The following is a 15,634-nucleotide window of genomic DNA, read 5'->3' as shown; positions in this document are numbered from 1 at the left end:
ATGTCCGCTCCCGGCCGAGACCGGGTTTTTTAGAAAGTCATCCATGACTGGCGTCATTGCGACCATTCCACGAATCCAGTTTCTCAGCGCGCTGGGTCTTCCGCTTGCTGGCGGGAAGCTGACCACTTACTTGGCTGGTACGACCACGCTGGAGGCGACGTATCAGGACCAGGACCTGACGATTAAGAACCCGACCACGATCACGCTCGATGCGACCGGGTCGTGCTTGCTTTGGCTGGATCCGGAGAAGAGCTATAAGTTTTTGCTGAAGAGTGCGCTGGGGATTACGCAGCCGGGTTGGCCTGTGGATGACATCAGCGGCGCAGCCACGCCGTTGTCGCTGACGCCCACGCTATCGGCTTACGTTAAGTTCACAGCCTTGGCTGCTGCAACCGCTTCAGCCCTGATCGGCATCATCCAGGCCAAGGCCGGCGCGATTGTCCGTACGTTGCAGGATAAGCTGCTCGAGACGGTCAGTGTGTTCGACTTCATGACCCAGCAGGAACGTGACGCGGTCACGGCCGGCACGGGATCGATGGATGTCACGTCGTCCATCAGGAAGGCGCTTGCGGAAGGCGCCGACTTGTTCCCGCCCGGCGTCTACAAGATCACCGCGACCGAAAACGATCCGATCATCATCGGCGGCACGCGGCGCCGAATCAATGGTGCCGGCGCAACGATCCTGTCGACCACGCCGAGCAGCATAGGCACGGTGAAAATCACCGGGCAACAGATCACGCTGAACGGCTTCTGCTTCGACGGGAGCAATCTCGCACTAAACGTGCTCCAGATTGGCGACACGGCCAAGCGCATCACACTGAATAGCCCAGAGGTACGCAACTGCAAACAACAACCAGGTGATGCGCCATACGCTGTCGGCATCATGGTGCAGTGCGGATCGGAACAGGTCACGATCAATGATCCGCATGTACACGACATCAGTGCACCGGTAACTGGCATAGCACGCGGCATCCTGGCGACCAGCTACGGCACGGACGCCACGCACTTCAAGAAGCTGGTCGTCAATGGTGGATTGATCGAGAACATCACGCCGAGTATCGATGCGGACGGCATCGTATTCCAGCCGGACGATTTAGTAACGGACGTGGATTCTTCCGTTAACGGCACGCGCTTCGTCGACTGTGCTAAGCGAGGGGTCAAGATCATGGCGTCAGGCGTGAACGTCGACGGCGTGGCTGTGAAACTGCCGGCTGACGCCGCCTATTCAGGGATATCAGTCTATGGCGACCGCTGCAAGGTACTCAACGTGAAGATCACCGGCGGATATGCAGAGCACGGTGTCGATATTGGTGGAAGCGCGATGTCGTGCGGGAACGGCACGGTAGTTGACAACGTGACGGTCGCAATGACAAAGCAAGCAACCAACGACGGCATCCGCGTCTATGGCACTGCGGCATCTCCAACCAATGACGTCACGATTACTAATTGTGACCTAAGCACGTTGCGGCATGGAGTCCACCTGAACAATGCTGGTACGCGGGCAATCGTTAGCAGCAACAAAATCCGCGCTATTACTGGAAACGGTGTGTACCTCGCGGGAAGTGCCGGTACGTTTACTAGCCTCGTTACGGCGGCGCTCAATGTCCTGTCGAACATCGCAGGCTATACAGTGCGGAATGATGGCGGTACCGGCTGGAATGCATTCGGCAATACCTCTGATGGTTCCGGTCTTGGCTCGCACGGCAACCTACCACAGCGGAGCAACTTTATTGGCAACCTGATCACCGGCCAGTGCGTGCAAGCAAGCGGGACTGCGGCTCCAACGGCGGGAACCTGGAGCAAGGGCGACGTGGTCTGGAACACTAGTCCTAATAGCTATGGTGTCGCGGGCTGGCTCTGCATGACTACCGGCACACCAGGCACGTGGCGCATTATCTCGGCCGGCGCCGAACGGTCATCGACAGCAAACCGACCTACGAAGGCAACAATGGGCGTGGCAACCGACCAAGAATGGCGCGGCACCATGTATTTCGATACAACCCTTAGTGCCAACGGCAAGCCCATCTGGTGGACTGGCTCGGCTTGGATCGATGCCACGGGAGCGGCTGTATGAGTGCGCTAACTGATGGCACTACGGTCCGGGTGTACCGGCTGGATTATTCACAAGCCGATCGAGCCCTTCGAGGAAATCACCCGGGCTGGTACACCAGCGAGCGTTACGGTTCCCTCTTCGAAACTCTTTGTGACAACCGCGTTCGCACCGATCGCAACGTTGTGGCCGATCCTAATTTTTCCGAAAAGCTTAGCTCCAGGGCCAATGTAGCAATTGTCTCCAATGGTCGGTGCGTCGCTCCTTTTCCCGGCCTCGGTACCTATAACCACGCCCACATGCAGGCGGCAATTTGCGCCAACCCTGGCGCCACCATTGACCACGATTGTCCCGTAATGCGCAATCGACAGCCCAGGGCCGAAGGTGTTTATGGAGATCGAAAACCCAAGCTTGATGCCGAGTTTCCGATATCGATAGTGCGTAACAAGCCTCAAAAGCCGGCTTTTCTTGCAGTTGACGAGGTACTCCAGCTGACGCATCAGCCGCTGGAATTTCCACACATCGTCAAACCAAAGGCGCAGCAAGGATTTCGTTCGGCACAGGGCGATTCGGTCGGCCTCGAGATAGCGCAGATAGTCTTCGCGGGAAGTGATCATTTTCCGTCTTTGTAAAGTTCAGCTTGCTACTGCCGGGGAGGTAAGAGCGCGCCAGTATAACGGAATCTATCTCAAGGGAAACAAATAGAAATTACTATTTTAATTACAAATCCAATAATGAAAGTTCAAAACATGAGCGAACCAATTTCCACCGGCGCCGCCGGCGTAGCAGGCTGGAAGATCATCGGCGGCCTGGCCGGCATGGGCGCGATCGGCGCCGGCCTGGCCGCCTTCGTGGTCATGAGCCTGACCAAACCCAAGACCGAGCAGGAATGGCGCGTTGCCCTGATCTGCACCCTAGTGAGCTCGATCGGCGGCGGCTCTGCGCTGGTACGCTACCTGGGCTTCCAGCACTGGGTCGAAGATCCGTTCGGCATGATCGCGATGCTGATGTTCGCCTTCGCCTGCGGCCTTCCCGGCTGGGCGCTGGTGCGCGCGCTGTTCAAGTACCTGGACAAGAAGAAGGACGCCGACCTGGCCGAGATCGTCAGGGATGTGAAGGGGGTTCTGTGAACACCAACCTCCGCGCATTCCTGCAGACCGTCGCCGTGAGCGAGCTGACGGCGCGCCTGCTGGCCATCTCCGACAATGGCTACAACGTTCTGGTCGGCAGCACGCCCGACCACCCGCGGCTGTTCAATAGCTACCGTGACCATCCCCGCCAGCTGGTCGAACTGCGTGATAAGAGAGGCGACCCGATTATTGGTCAAGACGGACGGCCACTGAAGTCGACCGCGGCTGGCCGCTACCAGATCAAGCGGGACATTTTCGACGCCTATAAGGTCAGGCTGAAGCTGACCGACTTTTCGCCCGCAAGCCAGGACGCAATCGCCATTCAACTGATCCGAGAATGCCGGGCACTGGACGATATCGAGGCGGGCCGCGTGGCGGTCGCCATTGACAAGTGCCGGTCGCGTTGGGCGTCGCTGCCGGGCGCCGGCTACGGCCAGCGCGAAAATACGCTGGACGAGTTGGCCCTTGCCTTCCGGCGCTCTGGCGGGGTGATCGCGTGAGTCGCCTTAAGCAGTTCCTCATCGCCACCCTGGCGGCGCTCGCACTTGCCGCCGGGGCGCGGCTGGCCGTCGAGCACTACGGCGCTGCCCGGTTTGAGGCCGGACGCGCCGACGCGATCGCCGAGCGTGCAGCAGCCGACGCCCTGGCCGTGCTCACGCGCACGCAGGAAAACGGCGTCAAGGCCGCGCAACAGGCCCTCGACAACCTGACCATTACGGAGAAAAAGCATGAAGAGCTTCAGCCTGTTCGCGAGCGCATTGTTACTCAGCGCGTGTACGTCGGCGCCGCGCTATGTGGTGACCGACCTGCCGCCGCCACCGAAGCCGAAGGCGCCGGCCGCGGCGATGACGCCGATTCACCCGGCCGGCTGGTTCGACAAGACGCTGAGCGAGATATTGTCGCGCTGAAGCTGGCCGTCGAGGAGGACCTCGCCACCGGCCGCGCCTGCCAGGCCTTCGTGCGCGATAACGGGCTGACTCCCTGACCGACGCCGCGCCGGCTCAGCCAGCACCCGGCAGACTAGGGCGAAGCTGGCGCCACGCTTGGTCAGGAACCTGGCCGCAGCGTGCACGCCGGCGACGTCAACCAGCAGCAGGGCCATTTCGACGTCGGCGGATAGGCGGGAGTTTGGGCGGTCGGACTGCATCGGAGCAGCTTGAATTACTTAAATCGTCCCGCATTGATCTTGCTCAAACTGTATCAATCAGGAAACAAAAAAGCCACCGCAAGGGTGGCTTCTTCACTTCGACTCATTGGAAAATCCCTAAATCCGTTGGAAATTTCACTATCCGAAAAATTTAGATTTGCTCAACTTATTGAATCTAAAGGAATTCTTGGGGTGGCTGATGGGACTCGAACCCACGACAACAGGAATCACAATCCTGGACTCTACCAACTGAGCTACAGCCACCACTGTCTTACTTGCTGCCTCGTTGTTGCCGAGACAGAACGAGATTATAGCGGCGACTTCGCCATCTGGCAAATCTAAATGTGCCCAGCAGTGCGAGGCAGCGCGAAGCTGGTCTCCTGCACGGGTGGGTCGATGCCGATCAAGCTGTTGAAAGCCGCAGACAGGGCAGTGGCGCTGGCACTCGTATAAGCAGTCAGGCGCGCCGGAACCTGCGCATCGAAAGCGCGCAGCAGGCCGGCGGCTTCCAGCAGGCGGCCAAGCTGGCGCGCCACGGCATCGCCGGTGTCGATCAGAGCCACGTCGCGCCCGCCGCAAGAAGCGATCACGTCCTCGATCGACGCTTGCACCAGCGGATAGTGGGTGCAGCCCAGCACCAGGGTATCCGCGCCCTGCGCCAGCAGCGGGGCGATGTAACGCCGCAGCATGGCGGTGGTCTCGTCGGAATCGAGTTCGCCGAATTCGATCTGGTCGGCCAGGCCCTGGCAGGGCTGCAGCAGGAACTGGGCGCCGGTCGCTTCCGCGATCTGGTCGCGCAGTTTGAGGAACTTGGCGCCGGCCAGGGTGCGTTCGGTGGCCAGCACGCCGACCTTGCCGTTGCGGGTCGCCGCCGCGGCCGGCTTCAGGCCCGGTTCGACGCCGACGATGGCCAGGTCCGGATAGCGCGTGCGCATCAGCCTCACCGCCGATACGGTCGCGGTATTGCAGGCCACGACCAGGGCCTTGGCGCCCTGTGCGACCAGGAGGTCGGCAATCGCGAAACAGCGCTCGGCAACCACGTCCGCCGGCTTGTCGCCGTAAGGAGCAAAGCCGGAGTCGGCCACGTAGATCAGGTGTTCGTGCGGCAGCAGGGCGCGGATATGGCGCAGCACCGACAGGCCGCCGACGCCGGAATCGAAGATGCCGACCGGGGCGTCGGGGTAAGGGAAATGCAGATTCATGGGCTCATGGTAACAAAAAAGCCGCCGCGGCAGAGGCCGGGGCGGCTTCGGGTCACGTGGGCTCGGAGAGCCCGCCCTACCTCATCAAGCAAGCTTGACCGGAATACCCTTCAGCGACTCGATCTTGGCAGCCCATTCCTTCGGGCCGGTCGTGTGCACCGAGGTGCCGGTGGAGTCGACAGCCACCGTCACCGGCATGTCCTTCACTTCGAACTCGTAGATCGCTTCCATGCCCAGGTCTTCGAAGCCCAGCACCCTGGCCGACTTGATCGCCTTCGACACCAGATAGGCCGAGCCGCCGACCGCCATCAGGTAGGCCGACTTGTGGTTCTTGATCGATTCGATCGCCGCCGGGCCGCGCTCGGCCTTGCCGATCATCGCGATCAGGCCGGTCTGCTCGAGCATCATGTCGGTGAACTTGTCCATGCGGGTCGCGGTGGTCGGGCCTGCCGGGCCGACCACTTCGTCGCCGACCGGATCGACCGGGCCGACGTAGTAGATCACGCGATTCGTGAAGTCCACCGGCAGCTTCTCGCCCTTGGCCAGCATGTCCTGGATGCGCTTGTGCGCGGCGTCGCGGCCGGTCAGCATCTTGCCGTTCAGGAGCAGGGTCTGGCCCGGCTGCCAGGAAGCGACTTCTTCCTTGGTCAGGGTGTCCAGGTTGACGCTCTTCGACTTCTGGGTGTCCGGGGTCCACTTCACGTCCGGCCAGGTCGACAGCGCCGGCGGTTCGATGTACGACGGACCGGAGCCGTCCAGCACGAAGTGGGCGTGGCGGGTGGCGGCGCAGTTCGGGATCATCGCCACCGGCTTGGATGCCGCGTGGGTCGGGTACATGTTGATCTTCACGTCCAGCACGGTGGTCAGGCCGCCCAGGCCCTGGGCGCCGATGCCCAGCGCGTTGATCTTGTCGCACAGTTCGATACGCAGCTCTTCCAGCTTGTTCTGCGGGCCGCGTGCTTTCAGCTCGTACATGTCGATGTCTTCCATCAGCGACTCTTTCGCCATCAGCATCGCCTTCTCGGCCGAGCCGCCGATACCGATGCCCAGCATGCCCGGCGGGCACCAGCCGGCGCCCATCAGCGGCACGGTCTTCAGGACCCAGTCGACCAGCGAGTCGGACGGGTTCAGCATCACGAACTTGGTCTTGTTCTCGGAGCCGCCGCCTTTTGCAGCGACCATCACGTCGACGGTGTCGCCCGGGACCAGTTCCATGTGCACGACGGCCGGGGTGTTGTCCTTGGTGTTCTTGCGCTCGAAGTGCGGGTCGGCGACGATCGAGGCGCGCAGCTTGTTGTCGGCGAAGTTGTACGCGCGGCGCACGCCTTCGTTGACGGCGTCGGTGATCGAGCCGCTGCCGAAGCCTTCGAAGCGCACGTTCATGCCGATCTTCAGGAACACGTTGACGATGCCCGTGTCCTGGCAGATCGGGCGCTTGCCTTCCGCGCACATCTTCGAGTTGGTCAGGATCTGGGCGATGGCATCCTTGGCGGCCGGGCTCTGCTCGGCTTCGTACGCGCGCGCCAGGTGCTGGATGTAGTCGGCCGGGTGGTAGTAGCTGATGTACTGCAGTGCGGCGGCGACGGATTCGATCAGGTCGTCCTGTTTGATGACAGTCATTTCGTTCTCGTTCAGGTTAGTGTTTGGTGCTGCTTGCGGTGTTGGTCATGATGCGGTCGGTATAGGCGATGGCCATGGCCGACAGCAGGAATACGGTGTGGATCACGGTCTGCGCGACCAGCGGCTTTACTTCATACGCACTCGCGTTGATGAAGGTCTTCAGCAGGTGGATCGAGGAGATGCCGATGATCGCCATTGCCAGCTTGGTCTTCAGCACGGACGCGTTCACGTGCGACAGCCATTCCGGCTGGTCCGGATGGTCTTCGAGGTACATGCGCGACACGAAGGTTTCGTAGCCGCCGACGATCACCATGATGAGCAGGTTCGAGATCATCACCACGTCGATCAGGCCCAGCACGACCAGCATGATGGTGGTCTCGTTCAGCTTGGTCGGCAGCGGCGCCCCTGGCACGGCCACGGCCTGGAAGATGTGCTGCAGGGCGTCCTGGTTGCCCATCGCGGCGAATACCAGATCCTTCAGCTCGACCCAGAAGTGGAACACGTAGACGCATTGCGCCAGGATCAGACCGAGGTAAAGGGGTAGCTGCAGCCAGCGGCTGGCGAACATGAAGCTGGCGAGGGCGCTGCGCTTGCGTGGTGCGGAAGAGGGTTGCGATTCGATCATCTGCGATGAGAGCTGGTCAGGGCGAGGCCCAGGGTCGAGGTCAAGACAGCTCGACATTCTACACCCGGAACGGATGGCTGGCTTGCCTCTTCGTTGTTCCGCAAAGTTGGTAGAATGACCTTGGGATGCCTGTAAGGGCTCAGTAAGCGAGCCCCGATATGGTATGTGGCAAAACTACTACTATCCTAAGGAGACTAGAATGGCCGAGACCGAAAACAACCAGCAGCAGGGCCTGCAAGAACACCGCGTGTTCAACCCGCCGGCTGACTTCGCCGCCAACGCGGCCATCTCCGGCATGGACGCGTACGACAAACTGTGCGCGGAAGCCGCGAACGACTACGAAGGCTTCTGGGCGCGCCTGGCGCGCGAGAACATCGCCTGGCACAAGCCGTTCACGCAAACCCTGGACGAATCGAACGCCCCGTTCTACAAGTGGTTCGCCGACGGCCAGCTGAACGCCTCGTACAACTGCCTCGACCGCAACCTCGAGAACGGCAACGCCGATAAAACCGCGATCATCTTCGAGGCCGACGACGGCCAGGTGACGCGCGCGACCTACCGCGAACTGCACGAGCGCGTCTGCAAATTCGCCAACGGCCTGAAGAGCCGCGGCATCAAGAAGGGCGACCGCGTCATCATCTACATGTCGATGTCGATCGAAGGCGTGGCCGCGATGCAGGCCTGCGCCCGCATCGGCGCGACCCACTCGGTGGTGTTCGGCGGCTTCTCGGCGAAGTCGCTGCAGGAACGGATCATCGACGCCGGCGCCGTCGCCATCATCACCGCGGACGAGCAGATGCGCGGCGGTAAATCGCTGCCGCTGAAATCCATCGTCGACGAAGCCCTGGCGATGGGCGGCTGCGACACCATCAAGGACGTCATCGTCTACAAGCGCACCGGCGGCAACATCGCCTTCCAGGAAGGCCGCGACCTGTGGCTCCACGAGCTGGTGGACGGCCAGGCCGCGCAGTGCGAGCCGGAGTGGGTCGACGCCGAGCACCCGCTGTTCATCCTCTACACCTCGGGCTCGACCGGCACGCCGAAGGGCGTCCAGCACAGCACCGGCGGCTACCTGCTGTGGTCCGCGTTGACGATGAAGTGGACCTTCGACATCAAGCCGGACGATGTCTACTGGTGCACCGCCGACATCGGCTGGGTCACCGGCCACACCTACATCTGCTACGGCCCGCTAGCTGTCGGCGCCACCCAGATCATCTTCGAAGGCGTGCCGACCTTCCCGCACGCCGGCCGCTTCTGGGAAACCATCGCCAAGCACAAGGTCTCGATCTTCTACACCGCGCCGACCGCGATCCGTTCGCTGATCAAGATGTCGAACGCCGACGAGAAGGTGCATCCGAAGAGCTTCGACCTGTCCAGCCTGCGCCTGCTGGGCACCGTGGGCGAGCCGATCAATCCGGAAGCCTGGATGTGGTACTACAAGAACGTCGGCAATGAGCGCTGCCCGATCGTCGATACCTTCTGGCAGACCGAAACCGGCGGCCACATGATCACCCCGCTGCCGGGCGCGACGCCGATGGTGCCGGGCTCCTGCACGCTGCCGCTGCCGGGCATCATGGCCGCGATCGTCGACGAAGCCGGGCATGACGTCCCGAACGGCAACGGCGGCATCCTGGTCGTGAAGCGACCGTGGCCGTCGATGATCCGCACCATCTGGAACAACCCGGACCGCTTCCGCAGCGCCTACTACCCGGACGAACTGGGCGGCAAATACTACCTGGCCGGCGACGGCGCGATCCGCAACAAGGACACCGGTTATTTCACCATCACCGGCCGCATCGACGACGTGCTGAACGTCTCCGGCCACCGCATGGGCACGATGGAGATCGAGTCCGCGCTGGTGGCGCACCCGGCGGTGGCGGAAGCGGCCGTGGTCGGCAAGCCGGACGAGACCACCGGCGAAGCCGTGTGCGCCTTCGTGGTGCTGAAGCAGGCGCGCCCGACCGGCGACGAAGCCAAGGCCCTGGCGCTTGAATTGCGCAACTGGGTCGGCAAGGAGATCGGCCCGATTGCCAAGCCGAAGGAAATCCGCTTCGGCGACAACCTGCCGAAGACGCGAAGCGGCAAGATCATGCGCCGCCTGCTGCGCGTGCTGGCCAAGGGCGAGGTGATTACCCAGGACGTGTCGACGCTGGAGAATCCGGCGATCCTGGAGCAGCTCAAAGAGTCGGCTTAACCAATGACGTCATTCCCGCGCTGGCGGGAATCCAAGTTCGATTGATAGCAGAGTTGGCGCCGCACCGTGGAAACGGTTGCGGCGTTTTTTTGCGCTGCCTCAACCCTCCCAAATTGACGACTGGCAATGTATCAGCGTCATTTAACCTAGCATCGACTACGGCGGCCGCAAGGAGCTGAAGGTCCATTTCAAGGACCACTTCACGGTATCCATCCACTTCGTCGACACGTCGACGCGCTACATCTCGCGAATCCACGTCGACAATACCCTGTTCGGCAGCTACGAATGCTGGGGCACACGCGCGGTGCGCAACGAGGACACCGACCGCAATACCTGGTACGGCATTCCGGAAGCCAAGCTCGACCTAGTCAGCTGTCTGCATCTTTTTCAGGAGAGCCGAACAGCGCGTCCAGCTCGGCGCGCTGGCTGGTGACCGCAGCGCGCCCACGCGTGCCGGCAAACTCTTCCTCGATATTGTCTCGGTAAAAACTCCAGGCCGCGCCCGAGGTCGAGAAACGCTTCCAGACATCGCTGCCCACGTTCGCGTAATCGATGGCGCTGCCGTCGCCGAATTCCACGCGCAGCGTGCGTGCCTTGCTGTCGTAGCCGATTGCGCGGAGCTTGCCGGCGTTGATGCGTTTCATGTCCATGTATGGCTGCGAGAATGAGTCAGAGACGTGCCAGTCTACCGCCATCGACCAGCAACGACGCGCCCTGGACGAAGCGGGCGCTGTCCGACGCCAGGAAGGCCACGACCTCGGCCACGTCCTCGGGTTGGCCGACATCGGCCTTGTCGATGATTTCGATCCCGGACCGCACATTTGGGTTATCCCACAGCATGGGGGTATCGATGGCCCCCGGCAGCACGGCATTCACGCGGATGCCCTTGGGCTTGCCTTCCAGCGCAGCCGAGCGGGTTAGCGACAGCAGTGCTGCCTTGGCCGCGGCGTAGGAAGACACCATGGGCTCGGTTTCGATGGCGTGCACGCTGCCGACATTGACGATGGCGCCGCCTTCTTTCATCCGCAGGAACGCCTGTTTGATGAAGTAAAAGGCGCCGACCAGGTCGACGTTGAGGATGCGCGCCCAGTCCTCGCCGGTCTGTTCCTCGAGCGGCTTGAATACCATCAGGCCGGCATTGTTGACGACAATGTCGATGCCGCCGAAGTGCTGCACGGCTGTCTCGACGGCGTTCGCGACATCGGCTTCGTTGGAAACATCGCAGCGGACGACGGCGATACGCGCCGGAGCGGCGTCCTTGGCCAGCTCGGCGCTGGCGGACGCGAGGCGCTCGTCATCGAGATCGGCCAGCACCACGCTGGCGCCGCCGCCAAGCAGGCGGCGTGCAATCGCCAGGCCGATGCCGCCGGCGGCGCCGGTGACGATGGCGGATTTGTTATCCAGGTTCATGGCTTACTCCGTGTTCTTTGGCGCGGCGGTGGCCGCTTCGCTGTTTTCGTGGACAGGTGCAGGGGCGTGCGGCGTCACGTAATCCTGCGGCAGCGACACCGGCACCTGCAGGCACACGCTCTGGGTCGGCAGGACCTTGCCCCAGGCGCGGATCAAGTTGCGGTAGGCCGTTCCCACCGGCCGGATATTGCGATCGAGGTCGAACAGGCCCAGCGCATTGACGTTTCCATTGTTTTCCCGCAGCGCGCTGTCCCAGTCGACCTGGTCGGTGAGGGAATACCAGGTGAAGCCGACCACCGGCACGCCACTGTTGCGGATGCTGAGGACGTTCGCCCATTCCTTGTGTAGCCAACGGACGGCTTCGTCGCCGGCCGGGCCCTGGGCAAGGTTGGTCTCGGTGTGCATGACCGGCAAGCGGTAGCGGTCATAGTACTGCTGGGTGATGACGGCGTACCCGAATACCTCGCCGGAAGGCCAGGTGTTGCCGTCTTCGCCGACAAAGTGTTCGTTGGTCTGGTAGTAGTCATTGCCCATGAGGCAGTGATGCTTGAGATTATTGTTGAGGAAGAAGTGGTATTCCTCGGGCGTCATTCCATTCGCCATCAGGTATTCGTACATCTGCGAGTCCACGCGCCGACCATAATTCAGGTCGAGCGACAGGAAACGGCTGGCGTTCTTCATTTCGGCGGGCCCGATCGCTTCCGGGCACTCGGCATGGAAATATTCACTCGATTCGCTTTGCACGAACAGCGCATCGGGCCGCACCTGCAGGATTTCGCGCATGGCCAGAATATTCGCCTTGACGACGTTCTTCAGCGCGGTAACAAAAGTCCGATCGGTCGTACCCTGCTCATTCCACCAGCCGTAGAGTCCCGAAAACAGGGCGCAGATCGACATTTCGTTGACCGGCGTGTACATCTGCACCCAAGGGAAGCGCTCGGAGAACGCGCGCGCGTAGGTCGCGAACAATGCGGGAAAATCCGTATTCTGGAAATTGCCAATCCAGTCGGGTACGCCGAAGTGGCAAAGGTCGACAATCGGAACGATATTGCGCCGATGCAGATCGTTGAAGGTTTCGTCAGCGAAGGACCAGTCGTAGCGCCCAGGCCCGAGCCAGGTCTTGTGCAAGGGCGGACCGTAACGCAGGAAGCGAAGACCGATTTCCTGCACCAGGTCGAAGTCGGTCCGCCAGTGCTTGTAATGACCGCACTTTTCCATCTCATCGACGCGGAACTTGCCGTTGCCGATGGTGGGAATGCTGTTTTCGATGCCGGTTGCAAACATGAAGCCAGTAAACACGCCACTCTCCTGTTCAGAATCTTGAGAGCAGCTTACTTGACCGTTAACAATTCCTTCGTTCGAAAGCGAACCCAACTAACAGAGTGATACAAATCGCCTGCACATTTACAGCTTCTCAAGCTGCTGCTTCGCATACCCCGCGCCACTCCCACCCGGCGCCAGTTCCAGGTAAGTCTTGTACGCGTTTTTGGCCTTGTCACCTTGCCCAGCCCGCGCATACGCGTCGCCCAGATTCATGTAAGCGATCGCCCGCGATGGATCCATCTTGATCGCATTCTCGAACCAGCGCGCGGCCTCCGCAAACTTGTCCTGCTTATAGAACACGAAGCCGAGATTGTTGGCCGCCAGCGCGAAGTTCGGCCGCAGCTTCAGGGCCTCGGTGAACTGCGTCTCGGCTTGCGCATACTGCTTCTCCTTGTACAGTTGCAGGCCGTGGTCGTTGGCGCGCTGGGCCTGCTGGCGGCTCGACACCGGCACCGCCGCCGGCGCGGTGATGGTCGCGGTGCCGCCCTGCAGATCCTTCACCACGACAGTCAGGGGCGCGCCCGTCGCAGGCGACGGGCCTTTCGCATCCAGCTTCGTGTTCAGCGCGATCGCATCGTTCGACAGCTGGGCCGTGTTCGTATTCAGGAACTCGGTCTCTTCCGGCAGTTCGAACACGAAGTCGCCGCCCTCGGAGCCGGGCAGGCTGCCGAAGGCCGGCGTCTGCTGCGAGACGCTGGACACCGCCGGCGCCACATAGGCCGCCAGCTCGGTCGCCGTGATCAGGCCGTCGCCGTTCAGGTCGGCCTTGCCGCCCAGGCCCTGCAGCAGGGTCCAGGTGAATACCGAATGGCCGTTCGGGCCGCCGTCGGACACCAGTTGGTCGGTGCCGCCGGCGGTCAGCATCTGGCGTCCGAGGCGGCGGCCGTTCTCGCGCAGGAAGGATGCATTGGCGCCGCCGCGCGTCAGACCGAGGCCGCTGTAGCAGGCGTCCATCACGAACAGCTCGTGCTTGGCCGGCAGGCTCTCGGCGATGTTCTGGATTTCCGTCATCGGGATCGCGTCCGTGGCCAGATTGTCCGGGTCGGCGTCGTAGGGGACGATGTAGCCGAGATCGCGGCCCGAGCTGAGCTTGCGCGTGGCGCCGTGGCCGGCGAAGAACACGAAGACGCGGTCGTTCGGCTGCAGGCCGCCGGCGTTCTTCCCGCGCTCCATGAGGTCGTGGAAAGCGCCGAGGATGCCGGCGCGCGTCGCCTGCTCGTTCTTCAGCGTGATCACGCGCTCGGGCGCGAAGCCGAACTTCTGCACCAGCACCTGGCCGACGCCCTCGGCATCGCGCACCGCATACTGCAGGCGCGGCCACTTCTTGTACGCGTCGACGCCGACCAGGATCGCCCACGAATTCGCATAGCCGGTGGCGGCCGCGCGTGGCACGGGCGCCGCCGCGGTGGAAGCGCTTACCTTGAATGTGCTGCCATCCCAGCCCGCGAACTGGTAACCCTCGGCTGCAAGCTTCTCCAGCACCAGCGGCAGCGCCTTGACGGTGCGCTCGTGGATGTCGTGGAACAGGATGATGCCGCGGCCTTCCTTGTCGACGGAGCGCAGCACGCGGTCGGCAATCGAGGACGGCACAGGATCCGCCCAGTCCAGCGAATCGATATTCCACATCACCGACTTCAGATGCGCATCGGCCAGCATGTGCATGCCTTCCTTGTTGCGTGCGCCGTAGGGGAAGCGGAAGAGGGCGGAGCGTTGCGGGTTGACCGCACGGAGCAAAGTGTCGGTGCCGAGGATCTCGTTCTTCAATCCGTCGCCGCTCTGCTTGGACAGCTGCGCGTGCGTGAGGCTGTGATTGGCCAGCACATAGCCGTCCGCCATCAGCTTGCGGCTGACCTCCGCGCCGGCGTTCAGGTGCGCCTCGCCCTTCGCATCGAGCGTGCCGATATTGCGGCCGACGCTGAAGAACACGGCCGGCGCCTTGTACTGCTTGAGGATGGCCGCGATCTCCTCGCTGTAGCGGCGGTGCGGGCCGTCGTCGAAGGTCAGGACGATGGTCTTCTTCGGCAGCGCCTTGCCGAAGATTTCGTCTTCATCCTTTTGCGGCTGCTGGGCCTGGGGCGGCATGCCCGGCTCCGCCGGTTCAGGCTTGGCCGGGTAGGGGAGCACGACACCATAATCCTTGAGGATGCGTTCGCGCTGGTACAGGGTCTTCAGGTAGGCCGTGTAGCTGTCCCACTTCTCGCGCTTGAGAGCGATCGAACGCGACTCGAAGCGCCCGAACACCGCGCGGATCTCCTTCTCGTAATTGCGCTCGATCTCGGCCAGCGCATCGAGGTCTTCCGACACGCGCTTGTGCAGCTTGATGGCCGGCAGCGACGAATCCTTGGCCACCTGCCCAAGCAGCGACTGCATCAGCTCGCGGAAGGCGAGGCGGTCGGCGTCGTACAGGCCCTCGCCCGACTCGACGTAATCGAGCAGGCCGCCGACCGCATCGAAGCGGCGCGGATCGCCGGACGCCAGCAGCTTAGTGAGCGCTTCATCGACCTTCGCGATGCGCTCCTGGTTCTCGTGGAAGAGCTGCTGGCCGACTTCGTGGGTCCGGGCCCTGGCGGCGTCCGACAGCTTGTCTTCGTCCAGCGTCAGCACGATCATCTTGCGATACGCATCGAGCATGCGCGCCAGGTCGGCCGAGACGGCGCTGACGTTCATGGCCGGCCCGGCGGCTTGCGGCGCCGCCGGCGTGTTCGGCTTGCGGGAGGCGATCCAGGTGCCGGAACCGGCGCCCGCAGCGGCGACGGCGAAGATGACGAGATAGAGGGCTTTGCGTTTCACGGCCGGGTGTCAAAAGTTTTAACTCGGCAACAATATCACCACTCGGCGGATCTGGAACAGAGAATTACGCAAGTGCCGTCGTCCCCGTACATGGACGCCCCCTTTTGTGCAAGCGTTCATTACAGTTTGGCCGTGAGGTTATA

Annotated in this window: 13 protein-coding genes and 1 tRNA gene; 5 read left to right on the top strand and 9 right to left on the bottom strand. The window is 62.3% G+C overall.

Annotated elements, in window-relative coordinates:
• Positions 1-43: 43 nt before the first annotated feature.
• A complete protein-coding gene (locus ACFPO9_RS19540; RefSeq protein WP_379773749.1) occupies positions 44-2,074 on the top strand; it encodes a right-handed parallel beta-helix repeat-containing protein in 2,031 nt (676 codons plus the stop codon).
• A 47-nt stretch (positions 2,075-2,121) separates the two neighbouring features.
• Here the strand turns inward: ACFPO9_RS19540 and ACFPO9_RS19535 are convergent, their stop codons facing one another.
• Positions 2,122-2,667 (bottom strand): serine O-acetyltransferase, encoded by a 546-nt coding sequence (locus tag ACFPO9_RS19535; RefSeq protein WP_379773746.1) that lies wholly within the window; start codon positions 2,665-2,667, stop codon positions 2,122-2,124.
• 132 nt (positions 2,668-2,799) lie between these two features.
• Between ACFPO9_RS19535 and ACFPO9_RS19530 the strand changes: the two genes are divergently transcribed.
• From ACFPO9_RS19530 to ACFPO9_RS19520, 3 genes are read left to right on the top strand one after another with little or no spacing between them, the layout of a single operon-like run.
• Positions 2,800-3,180: a hypothetical protein gene (locus ACFPO9_RS19530; RefSeq protein ID WP_379773743.1), complete on the top strand. Its 381-nt coding sequence runs from the start codon at positions 2,800-2,802 to the stop codon at positions 3,178-3,180.
• Positions 3,177-3,680, top strand: a complete 504-nt coding sequence (locus tag ACFPO9_RS19525; RefSeq protein WP_379773740.1) for a glycoside hydrolase family 24 protein — start codon at positions 3,177-3,179, stop codon at positions 3,678-3,680. Before ACFPO9_RS19530 ends, ACFPO9_RS19525 begins: the two co-directional genes overlap by 4 nt.
• The gene (locus tag ACFPO9_RS19520) at positions 3,677-4,165 is read left to right on the top strand and encodes a hypothetical protein (RefSeq protein ID WP_379773738.1); all 489 of its coding nucleotides are present in this window, start codon (positions 3,677-3,679) and stop codon (positions 4,163-4,165) included. The genes ACFPO9_RS19525 and ACFPO9_RS19520 overlap by 4 nt, the downstream gene beginning before the upstream one ends.
• A gap of 350 nt (positions 4,166-4,515) precedes the next feature.
• Here the strand turns inward: ACFPO9_RS19520 and ACFPO9_RS19515 are convergent.
• The 4 genes from ACFPO9_RS19515 to ACFPO9_RS19500 form a co-directional block, all read right to left on the bottom strand.
• Positions 4,516-4,591: transfer RNA gene (locus ACFPO9_RS19515), tRNA-His, on the bottom strand.
• A 74-nt stretch (positions 4,592-4,665) separates the two neighbouring features.
• Positions 4,666-5,529 carry a glutamate racemase gene (gene murI, locus ACFPO9_RS19510; RefSeq protein WP_379773735.1) on the bottom strand — a complete coding sequence of 288 codons (864 nt, stop codon included), beginning with the start codon at positions 5,527-5,529 and terminating at the stop codon, positions 4,666-4,668.
• Between the two features lie 84 nt (positions 5,530-5,613).
• Positions 5,614-7,149, bottom strand: coding sequence for a fumarate hydratase (locus tag ACFPO9_RS19505; RefSeq protein ID WP_379773733.1), 1,536 nt, complete (start codon positions 7,147-7,149; stop codon positions 5,614-5,616).
• A 16-nt stretch (positions 7,150-7,165) separates the two neighbouring features.
• Positions 7,166-7,774, bottom strand: coding sequence for a TIGR00645 family protein (locus ACFPO9_RS19500; protein WP_379773730.1), 609 nt, complete (start codon positions 7,772-7,774; stop codon positions 7,166-7,168).
• Positions 7,775-7,973: 199 nt separating this feature from the next.
• Between ACFPO9_RS19500 and acs the strand changes: the two genes are divergently transcribed.
• Entirely contained in the window at positions 7,974-9,968 is a 1,995-nt protein-coding gene (gene acs, locus ACFPO9_RS19495; protein WP_379773727.1) for an acetate--CoA ligase, read from the top strand.
• Positions 9,969-10,336: 368 nt separating this feature from the next.
• On the opposite strand, the gene ACFPO9_RS19490 is transcribed toward acs, so the two are convergent.
• From ACFPO9_RS19490 to ACFPO9_RS19475, 4 genes are all read right to left on the bottom strand, one after another.
• On the bottom strand, positions 10,337-10,618 hold the full coding sequence (locus ACFPO9_RS19490) for a KTSC domain-containing protein (protein WP_379773725.1): 282 nt from the start codon (positions 10,616-10,618) through the stop codon (positions 10,337-10,339).
• 19 nt (positions 10,619-10,637) lie between these two features.
• Positions 10,638-11,378 carry an SDR family NAD(P)-dependent oxidoreductase gene (locus ACFPO9_RS19485; protein ID WP_379773722.1) on the bottom strand — a complete coding sequence of 247 codons (741 nt, stop codon included), beginning with the start codon at positions 11,376-11,378 and terminating at the stop codon, positions 10,638-10,640.
• A gap of 3 nt (positions 11,379-11,381) precedes the next feature.
• Positions 11,382-12,677, bottom strand: a complete 1,296-nt coding sequence (locus ACFPO9_RS19480) for a family 1 glycosylhydrolase (RefSeq protein ID WP_379773719.1) — start codon at positions 12,675-12,677, stop codon at positions 11,382-11,384.
• A gap of 105 nt (positions 12,678-12,782) precedes the next feature.
• The gene (locus ACFPO9_RS19475; RefSeq protein ID WP_379773716.1) at positions 12,783-15,491 is read right to left on the bottom strand and encodes a polysaccharide deacetylase family protein; all 2,709 of its coding nucleotides are present in this window, start codon (positions 15,489-15,491) and stop codon (positions 12,783-12,785) included.
• Between the last annotated feature and the right edge of the window lie 143 nt (positions 15,492-15,634).

The sequence above is a fragment of the Massilia aerilata genome (assembly GCF_042656905.1).
Classification (GTDB): domain Bacteria; phylum Pseudomonadota; class Gammaproteobacteria; order Burkholderiales; family Burkholderiaceae_D; genus Telluria; species Telluria aerilata.
This window is presented reverse-complemented; position numbering and strand designations above follow the sequence as displayed.